This window comes from Rhodococcus sp. NPDC059234 (assembly GCF_042754225.1).
Taxonomy (GTDB): Bacteria; Actinomycetota; Actinomycetes; order Mycobacteriales; family Mycobacteriaceae; genus Rhodococcus_G.
In genome coordinates this window covers 1-19,929 of record NZ_JBHZAH010000048.1, presented here as the reverse complement: position 1 = coordinate 19,929, position 19,929 = coordinate 1, and the positions used below count along the sequence as shown (strand labels likewise).

Below are 19,929 nucleotides of genomic sequence, written 5' to 3'. Positions count from 1 at the left end.
CCGATGGTTCCCATCACCCGTTCTCGTCTCACCGCAGTCGGCGCGGACCGAAGTCCGCCCGGCTCGGCTCGGGGCCGATCCGAACCCGGGAGTCGGTGATCTCCGCGCCCGACGCGCTCGCGAGCACCGGCTCGCACACCAACTCGCGGACCTCCGGCAGGTCGTCGCCGAGCGCGGAGATCCGCTGCACCAGCTCCACCAGCGCGGACTTGTCCACCTCGGGGGCGCTGCGGTAGCCGGACAGCAGCGGGGCCGCCTTCGGCGCGTCGATCAGCTCGGCCGCCTCGGCCTCCGTCACCGGCAGCACCCGGTACGCGCGGTCGCCGAGCAGACCCGAGATGACGCCGGCGAGCCCGAACGAGACGAGTGAACCGAACGACGGGTCGTCCTGTACGCCGATGGTGCAGCCGATGCCCTTGGTCGCCATCTTCTGCACGTGCAGCAGCGGCTCGCCGGACGCCTCCGCGAGGTCGCGATAGGCGGCGCGCACCGCGTCCGGGGTGTAGATGTCCAGCCGCACGCCGCCGAGGTCGGGGCGGTGCCGCCACTGCTCGCCGGTGGCCTTGACCGCGACCGGGAAACCCAGCGCCTCGGCGGCGGCGACGGCCTCGTCCTCCGAGTTCGCTGCCGCGAACTCCACGACGGCGATGCCGTAGCAGGCGAGCAGTTCGGACGCCTCGAAGTCGGTGAGCCAGCGACCCTCCCCGTCCCCCAGCCACGACTGCACCAGCGCCGCCGCGCGCTCGGCGTCGATGCCTGCCGGACGCACCACATTCGAACTCGGACGCACCTTCCACTGGGAGTACCGCCAGGCCCTGGCCAGTGCGAGCACGGCCCGCTCCGGGCCCGGGTAGGACGGCACCGACCCGCGGACCGGGCTGCCGTCGGGCCCGAGCACCGCGAGGACGTCCGGAATGCCTTCCGCGGCAAGGAAGGTCGTGACGATCGGCTTGCCGGTGTCGCGGGCGGCGTCGCGCAGCGCCTTCGCGTACGGTTCGGCTTCCATCGCGACCGGCGGCACGAACAGCGCGATCACCGAGTCGACCTCGTCGTCGGCGATCGCCGCGCTCACCGCACCCGCGAACTCCTCCGGGCTGGCCTGTGCGCGCAGGTCGACCGGATCGGCGACCGTCAGGCCCTCAGATCGGGCGGCGTCCGCTGCCAGCACGCCGAGCGCGGTCGAGTTGCCGACCACCGCGACTCGTGGGCCCGCGGGCAACGGTTGGTAGCCGAAAAGCACTGCGCAGTCGAAGAGCTGGTCGATCGAGCCGACCTGGACGACACCGGCCTGTTCGAACAGCGCGGAGACGATGGAGTCGTCGATCTCGACGCTGGTCGCCTTGAGCGCAGGCGGCACCGCGTGCCGGCCCGACTTGACCGCGACGATCGGCTTGTTGCGCGCCACCCGCCGGGCGATCCGGGAGAACTTGCGCGGGTTGCCGAAACTCTCCAGGTACAGCAGCACGACCTCGGTCTCGGGGTCCGAATCCCAGTACTGCAGCAGGTCGTTGCCGGACACGTCGGCGCGGTTGCCGGCGGAGACGAAGGTGGACAGTCCGAGCCTGCGCCGCGCGGCCTCGTCGAGGATGGCGATGCCGAGCGCGCCGGACTGGCAGAAGAATCCGACCCGGCCGGCGTGCGGCAGGGCGGGCGCGAGCGAGGCGTTGAGCCGGACCGCGCCGTTGGTATTGGCCACTCCCAGCGCGTTCGGCCCGACCAGCCGCATGCCGTGTGCCCGCGCGGCATGCACCAGCCGACGCTCGGAACTCACGCCGTCCGGGCCCGTCTCGCCGAACCCGGCGGACACCACGACCAGCGCCTTGACGCCCTTGGCAAGGCAGTCGTCGAGGACGGAATCGATCGCCTCGGCGGGCACCGCGACCACCGCCAGGTCCACGTCGTCGGGGATCTCGTGCACCGACGGGTAGGCGCGCACCCCGCGCACCGAACGATGCTCGGCGTTGACCGGGTAGACCGGTCCGGCGAATCCGGCACCGAGCAGGTTGCGCAGCACCGCGTTGCCGATCTTCGCACTGTCGGTGGAGGCGCCGATCACCGCGACCGACTGCGGGCTCAGCAGGTTGCGCACGCTGCGCGCCTCCGTGGCCCGCTCGCGCGCGTTGCGGACCGTCAGGAGCGCCTCGGTGGGGTCGATCGCGAAGTCGAGCCGCAGCACGCCGCCCTCGAAGCTGCGACTGACCTGGTACCCCGCCTCCCGGAACACGCTGACCATGTTGCGGTTCTCGGCGAGCACCTCCGCGACGAACATCGTCAGACCGTTCTCGGCGGCCGCGCCCGCCAGGTGCTCGAGCAGGATCGGGCCGAGGCCCCGGCCCTGGTGCGCGTCCGCGACGACGAAGGCGACCTCCGCCGAGTTGCCGTCCCCCACCTCGAGCAGCCGTTCGTACCGCCCGACCGCGATGATCTCGTCGCCGAGGACCGCGACGAAGGCCACCCGGTTGTGGTGGTCCACCGTGGTGAACCGCACCAGATCCCGGTTCGACATCGTCGGGTACGGCCCGAAGTAGCGGAGGTAGCGGGTCCGTTCGGACAGCTTGGCGTGGAACGCGACCAGCTTGTCGGCGTCCTCCGGACGGATCGGCCGCAGGTGCACCGCGCCGCCGTCGGCGGCCAGCACGTCCGCCAGCCAGTGCGCGGGGAACGACGGCTGCGCAGCCGATTCGCGTGCCGGCGTCTGCGTCGCCGACTCGGGTGCGACGGGTTCAGTCACGGGGGTCCTCCGGGTCCATGCCGAGCAACGGATAGCACGCCCGGCGGGTCGCGGTGATGGCCGCGTCCACCCGCACCAGCGCGCGGTCGAGGCCTTCGGTGCCGGTTTCCGGCGTGCCGCCCGGGCCGTCCCAGGGCAGGTAGGTCGGCTCGCCGCCGTCACTCATCGTCAGGGGCAGTTCGACATTCGGCGCCATCGCGGCGACTCGGTCCCGCCATTGCGACGGGATCGGCTGCGTGGGGACGAGTTCCCGGTCGAGGGCGGCGGCGATCAGGTGGGTCCAGGCCCGTGGCACCACCCGCACCAGTCCGTACCCGCCGCCACCGACCGCGATCCACCTGCCCTCCGCGTACCGGTCGGCGAGGTCGCGCATGGCCAGGAACGCAGCCCGCTGGCCGTCCACGGTCAGGCTCAGGTCGGCCAGCGGGTCCTCGCGATGACTGTCGACCCCGCACTGACTGATCACGATCTGCGGCCTGAACGCGGCGACCGCACCCGGCACGACGGCGTGAAAGGCCCTGAGCCACACCGAGTCCACCGTCCCCGGCAGGACCGGAAGGTTGATCGAGGTGCCCTCCCCCCGACCCGATCCGACCTCACTGGCCCATCCGGTGTTCGGCCACAGGGTCGCGGGATGCTGATGGATCGAGACGGTCAGCACGCGCGGGTCGCCGAGGAAGGCGTGCTGGACGCCGTCACCGTGGTGGGCGTCGACGTCGATGTAGGCGATGCGGTCGAATCCGTTGTCCAGCAGCCACGAGATGGCGATCGCCGCATCGTTGTACACACAGAACCCGGACGCCCAGTCCGCCATCGCGTGGTGCATTCCGCCGCCGATGCTCACGGCCCGGCGGGCCCGGCCAGCGGCGATCTCCCTGGCCGCGGCGAGCGAACCGCCGGCCAGGATCGCGCTGGCCTCGTGCATGCGCGGGAAGATCGGGTTGTCCTCGCTGCCGAGGCCGTGCGGAGCCTTGTCGCCCTCGGCCCGGGCATCGGCGAGACCCTGCACCGGCCCGCCGCCGGCCGCCTTCACCGCGGCGATGTACGCCGGAGTGTGGATTCGCAGCAGGTCGGCGTCGCTCGCGGGGTCGGGCCGCACCACTTCCGCACCCTCGATCAGTCCGAGTCCGCGCGCCAGCGACATCGTCAGGTCGAGACGGGTGGGATTCATCGGATGGTCGGCGCTCCACCGGTAGTCGAGGTACTCCGGGCTCCACACGACGACCCCGTCGGCACGACGGCGCAGACCGCCGGGGGTGGGACTGGACATCACGGTCATGAACTCACGCTACTGGCGGGTGCCGGGAACGCGCGAGCCGCGCACGGTGTTGAGAGGTGCAGGGTGGCGTCGCACGAGTGGCGCGCCGATTCGAGGACACATCTAGGTAGAATCGTGCGAGACGAAGGGGTGTGAGCGTGAAGGATCTGGTCGACACCACGGAGATGTACCTCCGGACGATCTACGACCTCGAAGAAGAAGGCGTTGTTCCGCTGCGCGCTCGGATTGCCGAGCGACTCGAGCAGAGCGGACCGACCGTGAGCCAGACGGTGGCCCGGATGGAACGCGACGGGCTGCTGCTCGTCGCGGGAGACAGGCATCTGGAGCTGACGGACAAGGGTCGCGACCTGGCGGTCGCCGTGATGCGCAAGCACCGGCTCGCCGAGCGGTTGCTGGTCGACGTGATCGGCCTCGACTGGGACCAGGTACACGCGGAGGCCTGCCGTTGGGAGCACGTGATGAGCGAGGAGGTCGAGCGGCGCCTGGTCGAGGTCCTCGACAACCCGACCACCTCGCCGTACGGCAACCCGATTCCGGGTCTCGCACAGTTGGGTCTCAAGCGCCCGACTGACAACGGCGAGACGCTGATCCGGCTCACCGACGTGCCCCAGGGCACCCCGACCGCAGTGGTCGTGCGGCGGCTGGCCGAGCACGTGCAGTCCGATCCGGAGATCATCGGCCGGCTCCGCGAGGCGGGCGTGGTTCCGGATGCGCGCGTGACGGTGGAGACGAAGCCGGGCTGGGTGACCATCACCGCGTCCGGCCACGCCGGTATCGATCTGCCCGAGGAACTGGCCCACGCGGTCCAGGTCAAGAAGATCTAGCGGCGCATGCGACTTCTGGTCACCGGCGGAGCCGGTTATGTGGGAAGCGTGTGCGCGACGGTCCTGGTCGAGCGGGGCCACGAGGTCGTGGTCCTGGACGACCTGTCGACGGGTAACGCCGAGGCCGTCCCGGCGGGCGCGGAGTTCGTCGAGGGCGACGTCGCCGCGCTGGCGGGCTCCGTTCTCGGCAACGGCTCGTCCGGCCCCGGGTTCGACGGCGTCCTGCACTTCGCGGCGCAGTCGCTCGTGGGCGAGTCGGTCGTCGAGCCCGAAAAGTACTGGCGCGGAAACGTGGTCGCCACCCTCGCACTGTTGGAGGCGATGCGGGCGTCGGGCACTCCGAAGCTGGTGTTCTCGTCGACCGCCGCGACCTACGGCGAACCGGAGCGGACCCCGATCACCGAGGACGACCCGACCCGGCCGACCAATCCGTACGGGGCGACCAAGCTCGCCATCGATCACGCCATCACCTCGTACGCGAACGCGTACGGCCTGGCCGCGACCAGCCTGCGGTACTTCAACGTCGCGGGTGCGTACCGCGGCGCGGGCGAGAACCGTGTCGTGGAAACGCATCTCATCCCGCTGGTGCTGCAGGTGGCGCTCGGTCAGCGCGAGCAGATCTCGGTGTTCGGCACCGACTGGCCGACCCCGGACGGGACCGCGGTGCGTGACTACATCCACGTTCTGGATCTCGCGGAGGCACACCTGCTCGCGTTGACCAAGGCGACGTCGGGTGTGCACAGCATCTACAACCTGGGCAGTGGCGCCGGTTTCAGTGTGCGCGAGGTCATCTCGGCATGTCAGCGGGTCACCGGACTGCCGATCGCGGTGCAGGACGCGCCCCGTCGGGCGGGCGATCCGGCGGTCCTGGTGGCGTCGAGCGAGAAGGCGATCGCCGAACTCGGCTGGCGGCCCGAGCGCACCGACCTGGACGTGATCGTCGCCGACGCGTGGACGTATCTGCAGGAGCTCGGGGACCGCTCGCACGCGGCCCGTCGCGACTGACGGTTCGTTCGCCGAAAGGGACCGCACGACCACCGCGCCGTGCGATGCTGCAGGCCGTCCGCCGAGCGATCCACACGATCGCCGGCGGACGGTCCGCATCCGTCTCCGGCAAAGGTACGTTCCATGGCGCCCTCCCCCACCCGCCGCCGATCCTCGCGCGCACTCCTGATCGCGGCGTTGCTGCTGGCACCCCTGACCCTGGCCGCCGCACCGCAGGCACTGGCCTCGTCGGCAGGCTCGACCGGGTCGGCGGGGTCCTCCGCCGACGACCGGCTCACCGGTGCGCACGATCCCGCCTGGATGGGGCGGCTGCCCGACGACGCGAGCCTGGCCTCGCTCTCGATTCCCGGCACCCACGACACCATGACCGCCGGCGCCTCGCCCGTCGCGCAGACCCAGGACGCGACGCTGCCCGAGCAGCTCGGCGCGGGGGTGCGCGCGCTCGACATCCGCACCCGGCACTTCCGGGACTCCTTCGCCATCCACCACGATCTCGAGTACCTGCACGCCAACTTCACCGACGTCGTCCGCCAGGTCACCGACTTCCTCGTCGCGAACCCGAGCGAGACCGTGCTGATGCGGCTCAAGAGCGAGTACACCGAGGCCGAGAACACCCGTACCTACCAGGACACCCTGAACTGGTACGTCAACGACAACCCCGACACCCGCGACCTGCTGCGCACCCACCTGTGGACGCCGCCCGCCGGGTACGACGGGTCGATTCCGACCCTGGGCCAGACCCGCGGCAAGATCGTCGTCCTGCAGAACTTCACGGCGACCACCGAGTACGGACCGCGCTGGGGCGGCCCCTACACCGACATCCAGGACGACTACGCGCTGTCGGGACTGGCCGACGTCTCGCGGAAATGGGGCCAGGCCCGCGCGCAGTTCGAGCGGTCCCGCGTCGGCGCGCCGGGAACGCTGTTCGTCAACCACCTCAGCGCGACCGCGGCGGATGCCGGCGCGGTGGCCGGCGGCGCGCTGCCCGTCACGATCGCGGACGGGGCCGTCGGCGTGATCGGTATGAACGCGCGCGCACTGAGCTTCCTGGCCGACGCCGGCGGCCGCACCGGCGTCGTCATGACCGACGTCCCGACCGCCGAGCTGGTCACCGAGATCATCGCGCACAACGACTTCCGCTGATCCTCGGGCGACCGGCCGGGTGGCGGTCACCGTGGCCTCCGGGGTGGCATCCGAGCGCCGATCCGTGCGGCGATCTCGCGGCCGGTGGTCGCGAGATCGCAGACCGACTCTGGCCGGATTCCCGACTGCAGTGCGTCGTCGAGCAGGGACGCGAGTCGGTGGTCCGGGTTCGCGCGTAACGCGGCCGTGAAGGCGATACCCGCCATCGGGCCGTCACCCCTGACGTAGGCGCTGAACCCGAGCAGCGCGGCCGCCTCCGCCCGGTCGGGGTCCGGGAGCGCCCGGGCCAGCGCGATCCACAGCTGTTCGGCGGCGTCGGCCTCGTCGGTGACCGCGAGGGAGAGCAGGGCGTCGCGAACCCGGACGTCGGCCAGCGCGAGGGCCAGTTCGACGATCTCGTCGTCGGTGGGGATCACGGCCGACGCGCGGTCCGCGATCCGGCCCAGCACGAACTCGAGCCTCACCCGTCGGTTCGGCGGGGCCTGCGCACACCCGGCGTCACGCGACCGCGCGATCAGCGCGGCCAGGCGCGTCCGGTCGCGTGCCGGATCGGGGTCGAGGACCGCCTCGAGTTCCTCACGGGAATCCCGGATCGCCCTGCCGCCCAGCACCTGGGCGGCCGCCACCTCCGACGACGAGGGGTCCGGCAGCACGCCACGACTCGAATCACCGAGCAGGCCCCGCCAGCGCTGCGCGGCGGCGATCTCCGCGAGCGCGTGGGCGCCGATCAGCGGAATCTCGTACTCGGCCAGGCACGCGCCCAGCTCGTCGGCCAGCGCGTTGTGGACGCCACGCCGGCCTGCCCGGTCGTCGACCACGACCGCGACGACCGAGTCGACCTCCCCGCGGGCGCAGACCAGCGCGATCCGATCGAGCCCGTCGCGGTCGGCCGGGCCGATCCCGCCGGACGGCAGGTCGTGCCGCATGACTGCGCGGACGACGGACGGGTCGCCGCCGCCGAGGCAGACCGCGACGAGTGAGCGCCGCGGCCGGAATCCGAGCAGCGCGGGAATCGCCGCGATCAGGTCGCCGGGATCGCTGATCCGGACCGGGCGGTGCGCGTCGGGGAGCGGGTTGGGATGCATGGTTGCCATGCACGAACAGTGCGGCGACCCGCCGTCACGCCCGAACACCGTTCCTGGGCCGACGCGCGGGCCTGTGGACGGACCGGCGACGGTGTCCACAGATCCGGGGCGGGCCTGGACAATTCAGGCCGCGCGGACTTTCTGCACCGCCTCGGTGAACACCTGGTCGAGGGTCGCCGAGTCCGGCTTGCCCGCACCGAACGACATGTACGTCGCCGATACCCGCACGTCGCCGACCTGCCCGACGAGGGTGAGCATCGACTGCTTCACCTCGGCGCCGGACTCGCCGGACGTCACCGTCTGCCGCATCGCCGCCGTGTCGTCCGCGTCGATCGGCGGGCCGGGCAGGATCTTGGTGGTGACGTGGGCGGTCGCGCCGTCCTTCGTGGTGGTCACGTCGAGGCACTGCCCGATCTCCGCCTTCCTGGCGGCGAGCGGGCGGTCCACGCGGGTCAGTTCGACGGTGACAGTTGCCCGCTTGTCGTTGTCGGTGCCGACGATCATCGCGGTGGAGTCCGGGCCGTAGTCCTGCGTCGGCGGTTTGCAGCCGGCCGGCTCCACCTTGGCGCCCGCGGGGATGCCGCCGAGGTCCGCCGCGGCCTGCGCGACGGCCTGTGGCGACAGCACTATCGCCTGGTAGGGCGCCGGGAAGTCGGCGGGGGTGAGCAGCATCGAGTCCAGCGACGCGGCGATCCGGGCGGTCGTCCCGTCCGCCGAGGCGGCAGGCTCCGCGACGCCGGACACCGACGACGAACACCCGGCCAGCGACAGGGTGAGCACGGCGAGACCGGCGACCAGGGTGCGGCGTTTCAACGTCAGTCCTCCAGAGCTCACAGGGCGTACCTCCCCCACTGTGCCACCACGGCGGTCGCGGCCACCGCAGGCCGCGGCCAGGTGTCGCCTTCCCGCTCCGGGAACTTCCGCACCGGGCCGGCCGTTTCGCTGTCGGCGCAATCATCGCGTGTCGGGAATGAACGCCGCCGCACGCCATGTTTTCCCAGTAGCGGGCATGGGTGTGACGGGGTGCACGCCCTCTCGGCCGGTGAGGGACACTGGACGGGAACGAAGTATGCGAAGGGGTCACGATGGACGATCAGTCGAGGATGTACGAGCTCGAGTTCCCGGCGCCGCAGGTCTCTGCGAGCGACGGACGCGGGCCGGTACTCGTGCACGGGCTGGAAGGTTTCTCCGACGCCGGGCACGCGGTCAAGCTCGCCACCACCCACCTGCGCGAGAGTCTCGAGTCCGAACTGGTCGCGTCGTTCGCGGTCGACGAGCTGATCGACTACCGCTCGCGTCGGCCGACGATGACCTTCAAGGCCGATCACTTCTCCGACTACGACGAGCCCACGCTCAACCTGTACGCCCTCAAGGACACCGCGGGAACGCCGTTCCTGCTGCTCGCAGGTCTCGAGCCCGACCTGAAGTGGGAGCGGTTCACCACCGCGGTGCGACTGCTCGCCGAGCAGCTGGGGGTGCGCCGGACCATCTCGCTCGGCGCGATCCCGATGGCGGTGCCGCACACCCGGCCGCTCGGCGTGACCGCGCACTCGACCAACAAGGACCTGATCGGGGAGAACCAGAGCTGGTCGGGCGAACTGCAGATTCCGGGCAGCGCCTCGGCCCTGCTCGAGCTGCGGATGGCCCAGCACGGACACGAGTCGATGGGGTACTCGGTGCACGTGCCGCACTACCTCGCCCAGACCGACTACCCGGCCGCGGCGGAGACCCTGCTCGAGAACCTCGGCGAGATCGCCGACCTGGAACTGCCACTGGCCGCGCTCGGCGAGGCCGCCGCCCGCGTGCGCGAGCAGGTGGACGCGCAGATCACCGGGAACGACGAGGTCCAGTCCGTCGTGCAGGCACTCGAGCGCCAGTACGACAGCTACGTGGCGGCGCAGGAGCAGCAGTCCACGCTGCTGGCCGGTGACGCGGAACTGCCCAGCGGCGACGAGCTCGGCGCGGAGTTCGAGAAGTTCCTGGCAGAGCTCGGCCAGGAGGGCAAGGACGGCGGCACCGAGCAGGAGCTGTGATTCCGTTTTACAGTTACCTCGCGCGGAGGGAACCCGAACTATACGATCGTCCAAATCATTAGCTCGGTGGGTCGGTCCGAGGACAGTCGGGCCGGCCGGCGACAGGAGTCGACATGAGTGCAGGACGAAAGCGCACCTTGCGCACGGTGCCCGACACCGAACCCCGCCTCGTCTTCCGGACCGTGCACGGCTACCGCAGGGCGGTCCGTATCGCCGGCGACGGTCCGCCGCTGCTCCTCATCCACGGAATCGGGGACAACTCCTCGACGTGGAACGAGGTCATCCCCCACCTCGCGAAGAACTTCACCGTCATCGCCCCCGACCTGCTCGGACACGGGCGGTCGGACAAGCCGCGCGCCGACTACTCGATCGCCGCGTACGCGAACGGCATGCGGGACCTGCTCACGGTGCTGGGATTCGACAGGGCCACCGTGATCGGGCACTCCCTCGGCGGCGGGGTGGCGCTGCAGTTCGCCTACCAGTTCCCACAGATGATCGAGCGGCTGATCCTGGTCGCTCCCGGCGGGGTCACCAAGGACGTCAACCCGGCGCTGCGGTTCGCGGCACTGCCCGTGGCCAACCAGGCGCTGCGGCTGCTGCAGGTCCCGGGCTGTACGAGCGCGCTCGCACTCGCAGGCAAGGTCGTCGACCAGCTCTACCGCGGCCCGTTCAAGTCGATCGCGATCTTCCACGATGCGCCCGACCTGGTGCGGGTGCTCAGCGACCTGCCGGACCCGACGGCGCGCGAGGCGTTCCTGCGCACCCTGCGCGCGGTGGTCGACTGGCGGGGGCAGGTGGTCACCATGCTCGACCGCTGTTACCTGACCGCCCGGCTCCCGGTCCAGATCATCTGGGGCGAGCGTGACGCCGTCATCCCGGTCAGCCACGCCTATCTCGCCCACTCGGCGCTGCCGGATTCACGGCTGGAGATCTTCGAGGGCAGCGGCCATTTCCCGTTCCACGACGATCCGATCCGCTTCCTGCGCGTCGTCGAGGAGTTCATCGCCACGACCGCGCCGATGGAGTTCGACCCGGCGGCCTGGCGGCAGATGCTGCTCGACGGTGTCGGCGAGGCCCAGATCACCGGCACCACGGACACCCGCGAGGCCGTCCTCGGCGCGATGGGGGCGGACGAGCGCAGCGCCACCTGACGCCGATCGCGGCAGCTGAGGCATCTCACATAGCCTGTATCGGTGCTCCTCACCGACCTCGTCCCCGCCAGCCCCGATGCCGACTCGCTCTTCGACGCCTTCGCCGGGTGGGCGAGCGATCGAGGCCTGACGCTGTATCCCGCGCAGGAGGAGTCGCTGATCGAGGTCGTCTCCGGTGCCAACGTCATCCTGTCCACCCCCACCGGGTCCGGGAAGTCGATGGTCGCGATCGGCGCGCATTTCGCGGCACTCGCGCAGGGCCGCCGCACCTTCTACACCGCGCCGATCAAGGCACTGGTGAGCGAGAAGTTCTTCGCCCTCTGCGAGGTGTTCGGCGCGGAGAACGTCGGCATGATGACCGGCGACGCCTCGGTGAACTCGTCCGCCCCGATCGTGTGCGCGACCGCCGAGATCGTCGCGAATCTGGCGCTGCGCCAAGGCGCGGACTCCGACATCGGCCAGGTGGTGATGGACGAGTTCCACTACTACTCCGAGCCGGACCGCGGCTGGGCTTGGCAGGTCCCGCTGATCGAGCTGCCGCACGCCCAGTTCCTGCTGATGTCCGCGACCCTCGGTGACGTGTCGTTCTTCCAGCAGGACCTGACCCGCCGGACCGGCCGGCCGACGACGGTGGTCGGCGGGACGGAAAGGCCGGTACCGCTGACCTTCTCGTACGCGAAGACCCCGATCGGGGAGACGATCGAGGAGCTCGCGACCACCAACCAGTCCCCTGTCTACGTCGTGCACTTCACCCAGGCCGCGGCTCTGGAGCGGGCGCAGGCGCTGACCAGCGTGAACATGTCCTCCAAGGAGGAGAAGGCCGCGATCGCCGAGGCGCTCGGCGGATTCCGGTTCACCACCGGGTTCGGAAAGACCCTGTCCCGCTTGGTGCGTCACGGCATCGGCGTCCACCACGCCGGGATGCTGCCCAAGTACCGGCGGCTGATCGAGAAGCTCGCCCAGGACGGCCTGCTGAAGGTCATCTGCGGCACCGACACCCTCGGCGTCGGCATCAACGTGCCGATCCGCACGGTGCTGCTGACCGGGCTGACCAAGTACGACGGCACCCGCACCCGGCACCTGCGGGCGCGTGAGTTCCACCAGATCGCCGGCCGCGCGGGCCGCGCGGGCTACGACACCATGGGCACCGTCGTGGTGCAGGCGCCCGAGCACGAGATCGAGAACTACCGCATGGTCGCCAGGGCGGGCGACGATCCGAAGAAGCTCAAGAAGATTCAGCGCAAGAAGGCTCCGGAGGGCTTCGTCTCGTGGGGCGAGCCCACCTTCGAGCGCCTGGTCGCCGCGTCGCCCGAGCAGCTGGTCTCCCGCTTCCGGGTGTCGAACTCGATGCTGCTCAACGTGATCGCGCGTCCCGGTAACTGCTTCGACGCGATGCGCCACCTGCTCGAGGACTCCCACGAGTCGCGGCCGCAGCAGCGCAAGCACATTCTGCGGGCGATCGCGCTGTACCGCGGGCTGCTGCAGGCCGGTGTCGTCGAACAGCTCGACGCCCCCGACGCGGACGGCTCGTGGGCTCGGCTGACGGTGGACCTGCAGCAGAACTTCGCGCTGAACCAGCCGCTGTCGCCGTTCGCGCTGGCGGCGATCGAGCTGCTCGACGCGGAGGCCGTCACCTACGCGCTGGACGTGGTGTCGGTGATCGAGTCGACGCTCGACGACCCGCGCCAGATCCTGATGGCCCAGCAGCACGCGGCCCGCGGCGAGGCGGTGCAGCAGATGAAGGCCGACGGCATCGAGTACGAGGAGCGGATGGAGCTGCTCGAGGACGTCACCTGGCCGAAGCCGTTGGAGGAGTTGCTCTTCCCGGCGTTCGAGACGTACCGCGGCGGGCACCCGTGGGTGGCGGAGTTCGCCCTGTCACCGAAGTCGGTGGTGCGGGACATGGTGGAGAAGGCGATGACCTTCGCCGAGCTGGTCAGCCACTACGGCCTGGCTCGCTCCGAGGGCCTGGTGCTGCGCTACCTGGCCGACGCCTACCGGGCGCTGCGCCAGACGGTGCCCGACTCCGCGCGCACCGAGGAACTCGAGGACATCACCGAGTGGCTGGGCGAGCTGATCCGCCAGGTGGATTCGTCGCTGCTGGACGAGTGGGAGCAGCTGACCAACCCGGGTGCGGAGTCCGACGACCAGCAGATCGCGTTCGGCGCCGACATCCCGCGCCCGGTCTCGGCGAACACCCGGGCGTTCACCGTGATGATCCGCAACGCCATGTTCAAGCGGGTCGAGCTGGCCTCCCGCCGACGGTGGGACCTGCTCGCCGAGCTCGGCGACGGGCTGGACGCCGACGACTGGGCCGACCTCATGGAGCTGTACTTCGACGAGTACGACGAGGTCGGCACCGGACCGGACGCCCGCGGGCCGCAATTGTTCACCGTCTCGGTCGAACCGGAGCTGTGGCGGGTACGGCAGACCCTCGCGGACCCCAACGGCGACCACGGCTGGGCGCTGCTGGCCGAGGTCAACCTCGCCGAGTCGGACGCCGCGGGCGAGGTCGTCTTCGACGAGTTCGAGGTGGTCGAGGGGTAGGCGGCCGACCCGAGCGTGGCCAGTCAGGTTGCCTGTGCGTCTCGCGAATCGAGCGCTTCCGCACGGATCCTGCGATACCCCGTCCACCGCCATGCGGCGTACCATCGCTTCGGGGCGCATGTCTGCCGAGAGGCCGGAGGATGCCGGATCGAGACGCGTGGTCGAGACTGCAGCAGGAGCCGCCGATCGGCGGTCTGTCGCGCCGACGATTCCTGCAGCTGGGCCTGGGGGCCACCGCGGTCGGCCTGGTCGCAGCCTGTTCCTCCGCTCCGAGTGGCACCCAGGCCGCGGGCGCGGTGGGTCCGGACTCCCGACAGGTACGCGACTTCGCCGCCGCACAGGAGCGGCGGTTCCCCGGGGGGAAGTCGGTCGCCAAGACGTTCGTCGCGGCTCCGACCGAGGTCGACGTCGGCGGCACCCGCACGACCGCGTGGCTCTACGACGGACAGCTGCCCGGCCCGATCCTGAGGGCGAATGTCGGGGACCGGGTCCAGGTGCGGCTGCGCAACGAGCTGCCCGACCCGACGACCGTGCACTGGCACGGTCTTGCCATCCGCAACGACATGGACGGGGTGCCCGACATCACCCAGCCCCCGGTCGGCGCCGGCGCCGAATTCGTCTACGAGTTCATCCCACCCGACCCGGGCACCTACTGGTACCACACGCACGGCGATCTGCAGCGTGGCCGCGGGCTGTACGGGGCGCTGATCGTCGACGATCCCCGGGCGCCCTCCGGCTACGACGCCGAGTTCGTCGTGGTGCTCTCCGACTGGCTGACCGACCGGACGCCGCAGCAGGCGTTCGACCGATTACGCAGCGGGGCAATGGAATCGGCCCCGATGACCTCGACCGCGCTGGGCGGGGACGCCGGAGACGTCCGCTACCCGCTGTATCTGCTCGGCGGCAGACCGCCCAACGACCCGACCGTGTTCACCGCCGGCCCGGGCCAGCGCGCCCGGTTGAGGCTGATCAACGCCTCCGACGACACGGCGTTCCGGGTCGCGCTCGGCGGGCACCGTCTCACCGTCACCGATTCCGACGGCTTCCCGGTCGAACCGGTCGACACCGGCTCGGTGCTGCTCGGGATGGGCGAGCGCTACGACGCGCTGGTCACCCTGCAGGACGGCGCGTTCCCGCTGGTGGCGGCCGCCGAGGGCAAGGGCGGGCAGGCCTTCGCGGTGGTCCGCACCGGATCCGGCGCCGCACCCGACCCTTCCGCCTCCCCCGACGAGCTCCGCGCGCCGCCGCTGACGGTCGCCGACCTGCGCGCCGCCGCGGCGGTCCGGCTGCCGACCCGGAATCCGGACGTGACGCTGGGCGCCTCCCTCGGCGGGACGATGAACACCTACACCTGGACGATCAACGGCGAGGCCTACCCGAAGTACACCCCGCTCGAGGTGCACTCCGGCGAGAGGGCGCGGATCGTCTACACCAACACGACGACGATGTACCACCCCATGCACCTGCACGGGCACACCTTCGCGGTCGCCCGGCCCGACGGCACCGGCCCCCGCAAGGACACCGTCATCGTGCTGCCCGGGCAGACCGTCGCCACCGATATCGACACCGACAATCCCGGGCAATGGATAACCCACTGCCACAACGACTATCACCTTGCCGCCGGGATGGCGACGATCGTCTCCTATCAGGCCTGACCCGATTCCGGGCCGGCGCCGATCGCGGACGGCTCAGTTGGGGCCGTAGCTGTCCTGCTTGGGGCCGTAGTCCCCCTTCGGTCCGTAGTCCCCCTTCGGCCCGTAGCTGTCCTGCTTCGGGCCGTAGTCGCTGCGCTTGGGACCGATCTGCGTGGTGGGAGCCGGCGCCGGCGGCGCCACGGGAGCGGACTGCTGGACGACCGGCGGCTGCGTCGGGGCGGGGGCCGAGGGCTCGGGCTCCGGGACCCACTGCTGGGTGGCGGCCGGGGCCTCGGTCACCCGCGGGGCCTGCGTGGCGACCGGCGCGGCGGCAGGCGTCGTCGTCGGCACCAGGCCGGGCAGCGCGCCCGCGATCACCAGGTCGGCGGTGAGGTCGGATCCGGAGCGTGTGCCCGAGGCCACCGCCGAGTCCCCCACCCGAAGGTCGGTCAGTGCGTCGCCGCGTTCGGTGACGATGCGGGTGGTCGATGTCGTCCGCACCGTCGCCCGGGTGCGGTCGGCGGTCACGAGGACGAACGAACCACCGGAGATCGAGTCGACCGTGCCGGTCGTCGCCAGGAACTGTCCGGGCCCCGGCACCGGTGCGGCCGAGGTCGGGACCGGAGTCGTCGCCGCGACCGGCGCCGACTCCGTCGATCCGGACGAGCCGTACACGTATCCGCCGAACGCCCCGACGATCAGCGCGGCGACGGACGCACCCACGGCGATCACGGGCCCGCGCCGTGAGGGACGAGAACTGGGGCTCGGGTCCGGGCCGGGGTTGGCGTCGGGGTCCACCCGCGGGAACACGACGGTGGGTTCGGAGCTCATGTCATCCGGATACGACACGCCTGGGTCCTCCTGAATAGCTGGTCCGTTCGGACTGCCCGCCCGAGTTCACGACACCTGACCCCATCGGGCCGTCGCCTCGTGGCGTTACCGCATCGACGGCACGCCCGAGCCCAAGGTTCCCGAGAGGTCAGTCCTCGTTCGGGTGGTGGATCGGCTTCGCGAACCGCTCCCGGCGGTTCGACTGCTCACGCTTGGCCGCCTGCTGTTCCCGGATCCGCTTCTCGTCCTTTCGGACCGCCACCAGCGAAGCACGCTCGGCCCGCAGCCAGTCCGGCTGATCGGCGAGCAGCGCGTCGACCTGAGCGGTGGTCAGGGCGTCCGCGACGCCGCCACGTGCGAGTCCGGCGATGGAGACGCCCAGCTTGTCGGCGACGACGTTCTTCGGGTGGGGCCCGTCGGCGCGCAGGTCCTGAAGCCACTGCGGCGGGTTGGAGCGCAGCTCCGCGAGCTCCTCGCGGGTGACGACTCCGTCCCGGAACTCGGCGGGGGTCGCTTCGAGGTACACGTCCAGCTTCTTCGCGGCGGTGGCCGGCTTCATCGTCTGGGGTGTCTTCTGCGCACTCATGACCCCAGCCTATCGAGCGGTAGCCTGACCCAATGACCGAGCCCGCTGCACCCGCCCCGTTCCGGCTCGCGTACGTCCCCGGCGTGACCCCGTCGAAGTGGGTGCGGATCTGGAAGGAACGGCTGCCCGAGGTTCCGCTGGAACTCACCACGACGACGGCGACCGAGGCCGCGGCAGTGCTGCGCGACGGCGCCGCCGACGCGGGACTGGTGCGGCTGCCCGTCGACCGCACCGGCCTGAGTGTGATCGCGCTGTACTCCGAGACACCGGTGGTCGTGGTGCCGAAGGACCACCTCGTCACCGCGGCGGATGCGGTCACGGTGGCCGACCTGGCCGCCGAGGTCGTGCTGCATCCACTCGACGACGCGCTGGACTGGGAGACGTTGCCTGGCCTGCCCGCCGCGCAGCGGCCGGACACCACCGCCGACGCGATCGAACTGGTCGCCGCGGGCATCGGGGTGCTGGTGGTCCCGCAGTCGCTGGCCCGCCTGCACCACCGTAAGGACCTCACCTACCGGACCGTCACGGATGCGCCGGAGTCACCGGTCGCACTGGCCTGGCCCGAGGACGCGACCACCGAACTGGTCGAGGAGTTCGTCGGGATCGTGCGCGGACGCACCGCGAACAGCTCCCGGGGCCGCGGCGCCGACGAGCCGGCACCGAAGCGGACGGCGGCACAGAAGACCGCCGCCAAGCAGGCCCGCGCCGGACGGTCCGTCACCCCCGATCGACGAACCTCCAAGAGCGGTAAGCGGTCCGGGGGCCGCGGCAGGCGCTGAGTCAGCCCGCGGCCGAGCCCGGCGCCACCGACTTCACCAGCTCCGCCAGCCGCCCGAACTTCTCCGCCCGGCCGCTCGACGCCCGGTAGACGAGGCCGATGGTGCGGCCCGGCGCGGGTGCGGCGAACCGCGCGGTCTCGAGGTCGCCGCGGGCGGTCTCCACCGCCACCGCCGACTCCGGCACCAGCGTCACGCCGAGTCCGCCCGCGACGCACTGCACGACGGTGGTCAGGGAGGTGGCCCGGGTGTCACCGGAGACGGGGTGCGCGTCCACCGACCGGCACAGGTCCAGCGTCTGATCGCGCAGGCAGTGCCCCTCGTCGAGCAGCAGCAGCGGCAGTTCGTCGAGCACGTCGGGGGCCAGGTCGGCGCGGCCGGCCAGCTCGTGCCCCGTCGGCACGACGACCACGAACTCCTCTGTGTACAAGGGTATTTCGACCATCCCGGGCGCCTCGGAGGGCAGTGCCAGCACCGCGACGTCGAGCGTCCCGGCGCGCAGGGCCTCGAGCAGTCGGGCGGTCTGGTCCTCGACCACCTGCGGCGTCACCGCCGGCATCTCGGTGCGCAGCGCGGGCAGCAACGCGGGCAGTACGTAGGGCGCGACGGTGGGGATCAGCCCGATGCGCAACGCGCCCGCGAGGGCGTCGCCGACGCCGGCCGCCGTTGCGACGAATCCGTCCGCCGCCTCGGCGATCACCTTCGCCTGCGCGAGCAGCGCGGAACCGGCGGGTGTCACGAGCACCCGCCGGGTGCTGCGCTCGATCAGCTGCACCCCGAGGCCGTTCTCGAGCGCGGCGAGCGCCTGCGAGAGTGTGGATTGGCTCACACTCAATCGCGCTGCAGCGGTGCCGAAGTGGCGATACTCGGCCACCGCGACGAAGGCACGCAGCTGCGAGAGTGTCGGCTGATAAGTCTGATCGGACATGCTTATCAGTATAGTGACATCTATCGCCTTTACCTTTTGAAGGGATTCAGGCACTATGGAGTCGTACCGAAGAACGCCGGTCGCGGAGCTACTCAGTCCAGCCCCGCACGACCCGTTCGGCGGCCCCTCGACAATCCAGCGCTCGCCCGCCAGGCGGCGCTGTGCGCGAAGAGATTTCGAAGTCACCAACTAGGAGGACGACACAACATGGCTCTGCTGACCATCGGCGACCAGTTCCCGGCATACAACCTGACCGCCGTGATCGGTGGCGACCTGTCCAAGGTCGACGCCAAGCAGCCCGACGACTACTTCACCACGGTCACCAGCGACGACTACGCCGGCAAGTGGCGCATCGTCTTCTTCTGGCCCAAGGACTTCACCTTCGTGTGCCCCACCGAGATTGCCGCCTTCGGCAAGCTCAACGACGAGTTCGCGGACCGCGACGCCCAGGTGCTCGGCGCCTCGGTCGACAACGAGTTCGTGCACTTCCAGTGGCGTGCACAGCACGAGGACCTGAAGACCCTCCCCTTCCCGATGCTCTCGGACCTCAAGCGTGAGCTGGCCGAGGCCACCGGCGTCCTGAACGCCGACGGCGTCGCGGACCGCGCCACCTTCATCATCGACCCGAACAACGAGATCCAGTTCGTGTCCGTGACCGCCGGCTCCGTGGGCCGCAACGTCGACGAGGTCCTGCGCGTCCTCGATGCCCTGCAGTCCGACGAGCTGTGCGCCTGCAACTGGAAGAAGGGCGACCCGACGATCAACGCCGGCGAGCTCATGTCCGAGGGCGTCTGACCCATGTCGGTCGACAACCTCAAGAACTCGCTTCCCGAGTACGCCAAGGATCTCAAGCTGAACCTGAGTTCCCTCGCGCGCTCGACGGAACTGAACGAGCAGCAGCTGTGGGGCACCTTCCTCGCCTGCGCGGCAGCCACCAAGTCGGCGACCGTGCTCCGCGAGATCGCGGAGGAGGCCGCGGACGTGCTGTCCGCGGAGGCCTACAACGCCGCCCTCGGCGCCGCGTCGATCATGGGCATGAACAACGTCGCCTACCGCGCGAAGAGCTTCCTCGGCGACGAGTTCGCTCAGGTGCGGATGGGCCTGCGGATGAACATCATCGGCAGCCCCGGCGTCGAGAAGGCCGACTTCGAGCTCTGGTCGCTGGCCGTGTCCACCATCAACGGTTGCCACGACTGCACCGCCGCGCACGACGCCGTCGTGCGCAAGGAGGGGCTCACCAAGGAGCAGGTCTGGGAGTCCGTCAAGGTCGCCGCGACCCTCCAGGGCGTGGCCCAGGCGATCGTCGCCAGCGAGACCCTCGCGTAAGTACGCAGCTTCGCTGCCTGTGCGCGCTGTGTATCCCGATCGGGGTACAC

The 19,929-nt window shown here is 70.7% G+C and carries 17 protein-coding genes; 10 read left to right on the top strand and 7 right to left on the bottom strand.

The features are described from left to right. Positions 1-28 precede the first annotated feature (28 nt). On the bottom strand, positions 29-2,731 hold the full coding sequence (locus ACFXGJ_RS12510; RefSeq protein ID WP_378619810.1) for a GNAT family N-acetyltransferase: 2,703 nt from the start codon (positions 2,729-2,731) through the stop codon (positions 29-31). Next, a complete protein-coding gene (locus ACFXGJ_RS12505) occupies positions 2,724-4,010 on the bottom strand; it encodes an acetoin utilization protein AcuC (protein WP_378619802.1) in 1,287 nt (428 codons plus the stop codon). Before ACFXGJ_RS12505 ends, ACFXGJ_RS12510 begins: the two co-directional genes overlap by 8 nt. 137 nt (positions 4,011-4,147) lie before the next feature. Here ACFXGJ_RS12505 and ACFXGJ_RS12500 point away from each other — a divergent pair, with 137 nt between their 5' ends. The 3 genes from ACFXGJ_RS12500 to ACFXGJ_RS12490 all read left to right on the top strand — a co-directional run bounded on the left by ACFXGJ_RS12500 (position 4,148) and on the right by ACFXGJ_RS12490 (position 6,982). Further along, complete coding sequence (locus ACFXGJ_RS12500) at positions 4,148-4,834, top strand: iron dependent repressor, metal binding and dimerization domain protein (protein WP_378619799.1); 687 nt, start codon at positions 4,148-4,150, stop codon at positions 4,832-4,834. A 6-nt stretch (positions 4,835-4,840) separates the two neighbouring features. Further along, the gene (galE, locus tag ACFXGJ_RS12495) at positions 4,841-5,839 is read left to right on the top strand and encodes a UDP-glucose 4-epimerase GalE (protein WP_378619796.1); all 999 of its coding nucleotides are present in this window, start codon (positions 4,841-4,843) and stop codon (positions 5,837-5,839) included. Positions 5,840-5,962: 123 nt separating this feature from the next. Further along, positions 5,963-6,982, top strand: coding sequence for a phosphatidylinositol-specific phospholipase C (locus ACFXGJ_RS12490; RefSeq protein ID WP_378619794.1), 1,020 nt, complete (start codon positions 5,963-5,965; stop codon positions 6,980-6,982). A 26-nt stretch (positions 6,983-7,008) separates the two neighbouring features. Here ACFXGJ_RS12490 and ACFXGJ_RS12485 read toward each other — a convergent pair whose 3' ends face one another. Together ACFXGJ_RS12485 and ACFXGJ_RS12480 are read right to left on the bottom strand one after the other, a co-directional pair. Further along, positions 7,009-8,076 (bottom strand): DUF4192 domain-containing protein, encoded by a 1,068-nt coding sequence (locus ACFXGJ_RS12485; protein ID WP_378619790.1) that lies wholly within the window; start codon positions 8,074-8,076, stop codon positions 7,009-7,011. Positions 8,077-8,190: 114 nt separating this feature from the next. Further along, positions 8,191-8,901: a sensor domain-containing protein gene (locus tag ACFXGJ_RS12480; RefSeq protein ID WP_378619788.1), complete on the bottom strand. Its 711-nt coding sequence runs from the start codon at positions 8,899-8,901 to the stop codon at positions 8,191-8,193. 251 nt (positions 8,902-9,152) lie between these two features. On the opposite strand from ACFXGJ_RS12480, the gene ACFXGJ_RS12475 reads away from it, so the two are divergent. The 4 genes from ACFXGJ_RS12475 (at position 9,153) to ACFXGJ_RS12460 (ending at position 15,453) form a co-directional block, all read left to right on the top strand. Further along, positions 9,153-10,100 (top strand): proteasome assembly chaperone family protein, encoded by a 948-nt coding sequence (locus ACFXGJ_RS12475; protein WP_378619786.1) that lies wholly within the window; start codon positions 9,153-9,155, stop codon positions 10,098-10,100. Between the two features lie 113 nt (positions 10,101-10,213). Beyond that, the gene (locus ACFXGJ_RS12470) at positions 10,214-11,251 is read left to right on the top strand and encodes an alpha/beta fold hydrolase (RefSeq protein WP_378619783.1); all 1,038 of its coding nucleotides are present in this window, start codon (positions 10,214-10,216) and stop codon (positions 11,249-11,251) included. A 42-nt stretch (positions 11,252-11,293) separates the two neighbouring features. Further along, the gene (locus ACFXGJ_RS12465; RefSeq protein ID WP_378619781.1) at positions 11,294-13,798 is read left to right on the top strand and encodes a DEAD/DEAH box helicase; all 2,505 of its coding nucleotides are present in this window, start codon (positions 11,294-11,296) and stop codon (positions 13,796-13,798) included. A gap of 140 nt (positions 13,799-13,938) precedes the next feature. Continuing rightward, the gene (locus ACFXGJ_RS12460; RefSeq protein WP_378619778.1) at positions 13,939-15,453 is read left to right on the top strand and encodes a multicopper oxidase family protein; all 1,515 of its coding nucleotides are present in this window, start codon (positions 13,939-13,941) and stop codon (positions 15,451-15,453) included. Positions 15,454-15,486: 33 nt separating this feature from the next. Here the strand turns inward: ACFXGJ_RS12460 and ACFXGJ_RS12455 are convergent, their stop codons facing one another. Next, entirely contained in the window at positions 15,487-16,263 is a 777-nt protein-coding gene (locus ACFXGJ_RS12455; RefSeq protein WP_378619776.1) for a hypothetical protein, read from the bottom strand. A gap of 148 nt (positions 16,264-16,411) precedes the next feature. Continuing rightward, entirely contained in the window at positions 16,412-16,849 is a 438-nt protein-coding gene (locus ACFXGJ_RS12450) for a DUF5997 family protein (RefSeq protein WP_378619774.1), read from the bottom strand. Positions 16,850-16,881: 32 nt separating this feature from the next. Here ACFXGJ_RS12450 and ACFXGJ_RS12445 point away from each other — a divergent pair, with 32 nt between their 5' ends. Beyond that, a complete protein-coding gene (locus tag ACFXGJ_RS12445; protein WP_378619771.1) occupies positions 16,882-17,628 on the top strand; it encodes a LysR substrate-binding domain-containing protein in 747 nt (248 codons plus the stop codon). Between the two features lies 1 nt (position 17,629). Here ACFXGJ_RS12445 and ACFXGJ_RS12440 read toward each other — a convergent pair whose 3' ends face one another. Beyond that, positions 17,630-18,553 (bottom strand): LysR substrate-binding domain-containing protein, encoded by a 924-nt coding sequence (locus ACFXGJ_RS12440; RefSeq protein ID WP_378619769.1) that lies wholly within the window; start codon positions 18,551-18,553, stop codon positions 17,630-17,632. Positions 18,554-18,760: 207 nt separating this feature from the next. Here ACFXGJ_RS12440 and ACFXGJ_RS12435 point away from each other — a divergent pair, with 207 nt between their 5' ends. Next, positions 18,761-19,348: a peroxiredoxin gene (locus ACFXGJ_RS12435; RefSeq protein WP_378619766.1), complete on the top strand. Its 588-nt coding sequence runs from the start codon at positions 18,761-18,763 to the stop codon at positions 19,346-19,348. A 3-nt stretch (positions 19,349-19,351) separates the two neighbouring features. After that, positions 19,352-19,879, top strand: coding sequence for a carboxymuconolactone decarboxylase family protein (locus ACFXGJ_RS12430; RefSeq protein WP_378619762.1), 528 nt, complete (start codon positions 19,352-19,354; stop codon positions 19,877-19,879). Positions 19,880-19,929 lie beyond the last annotated feature (50 nt).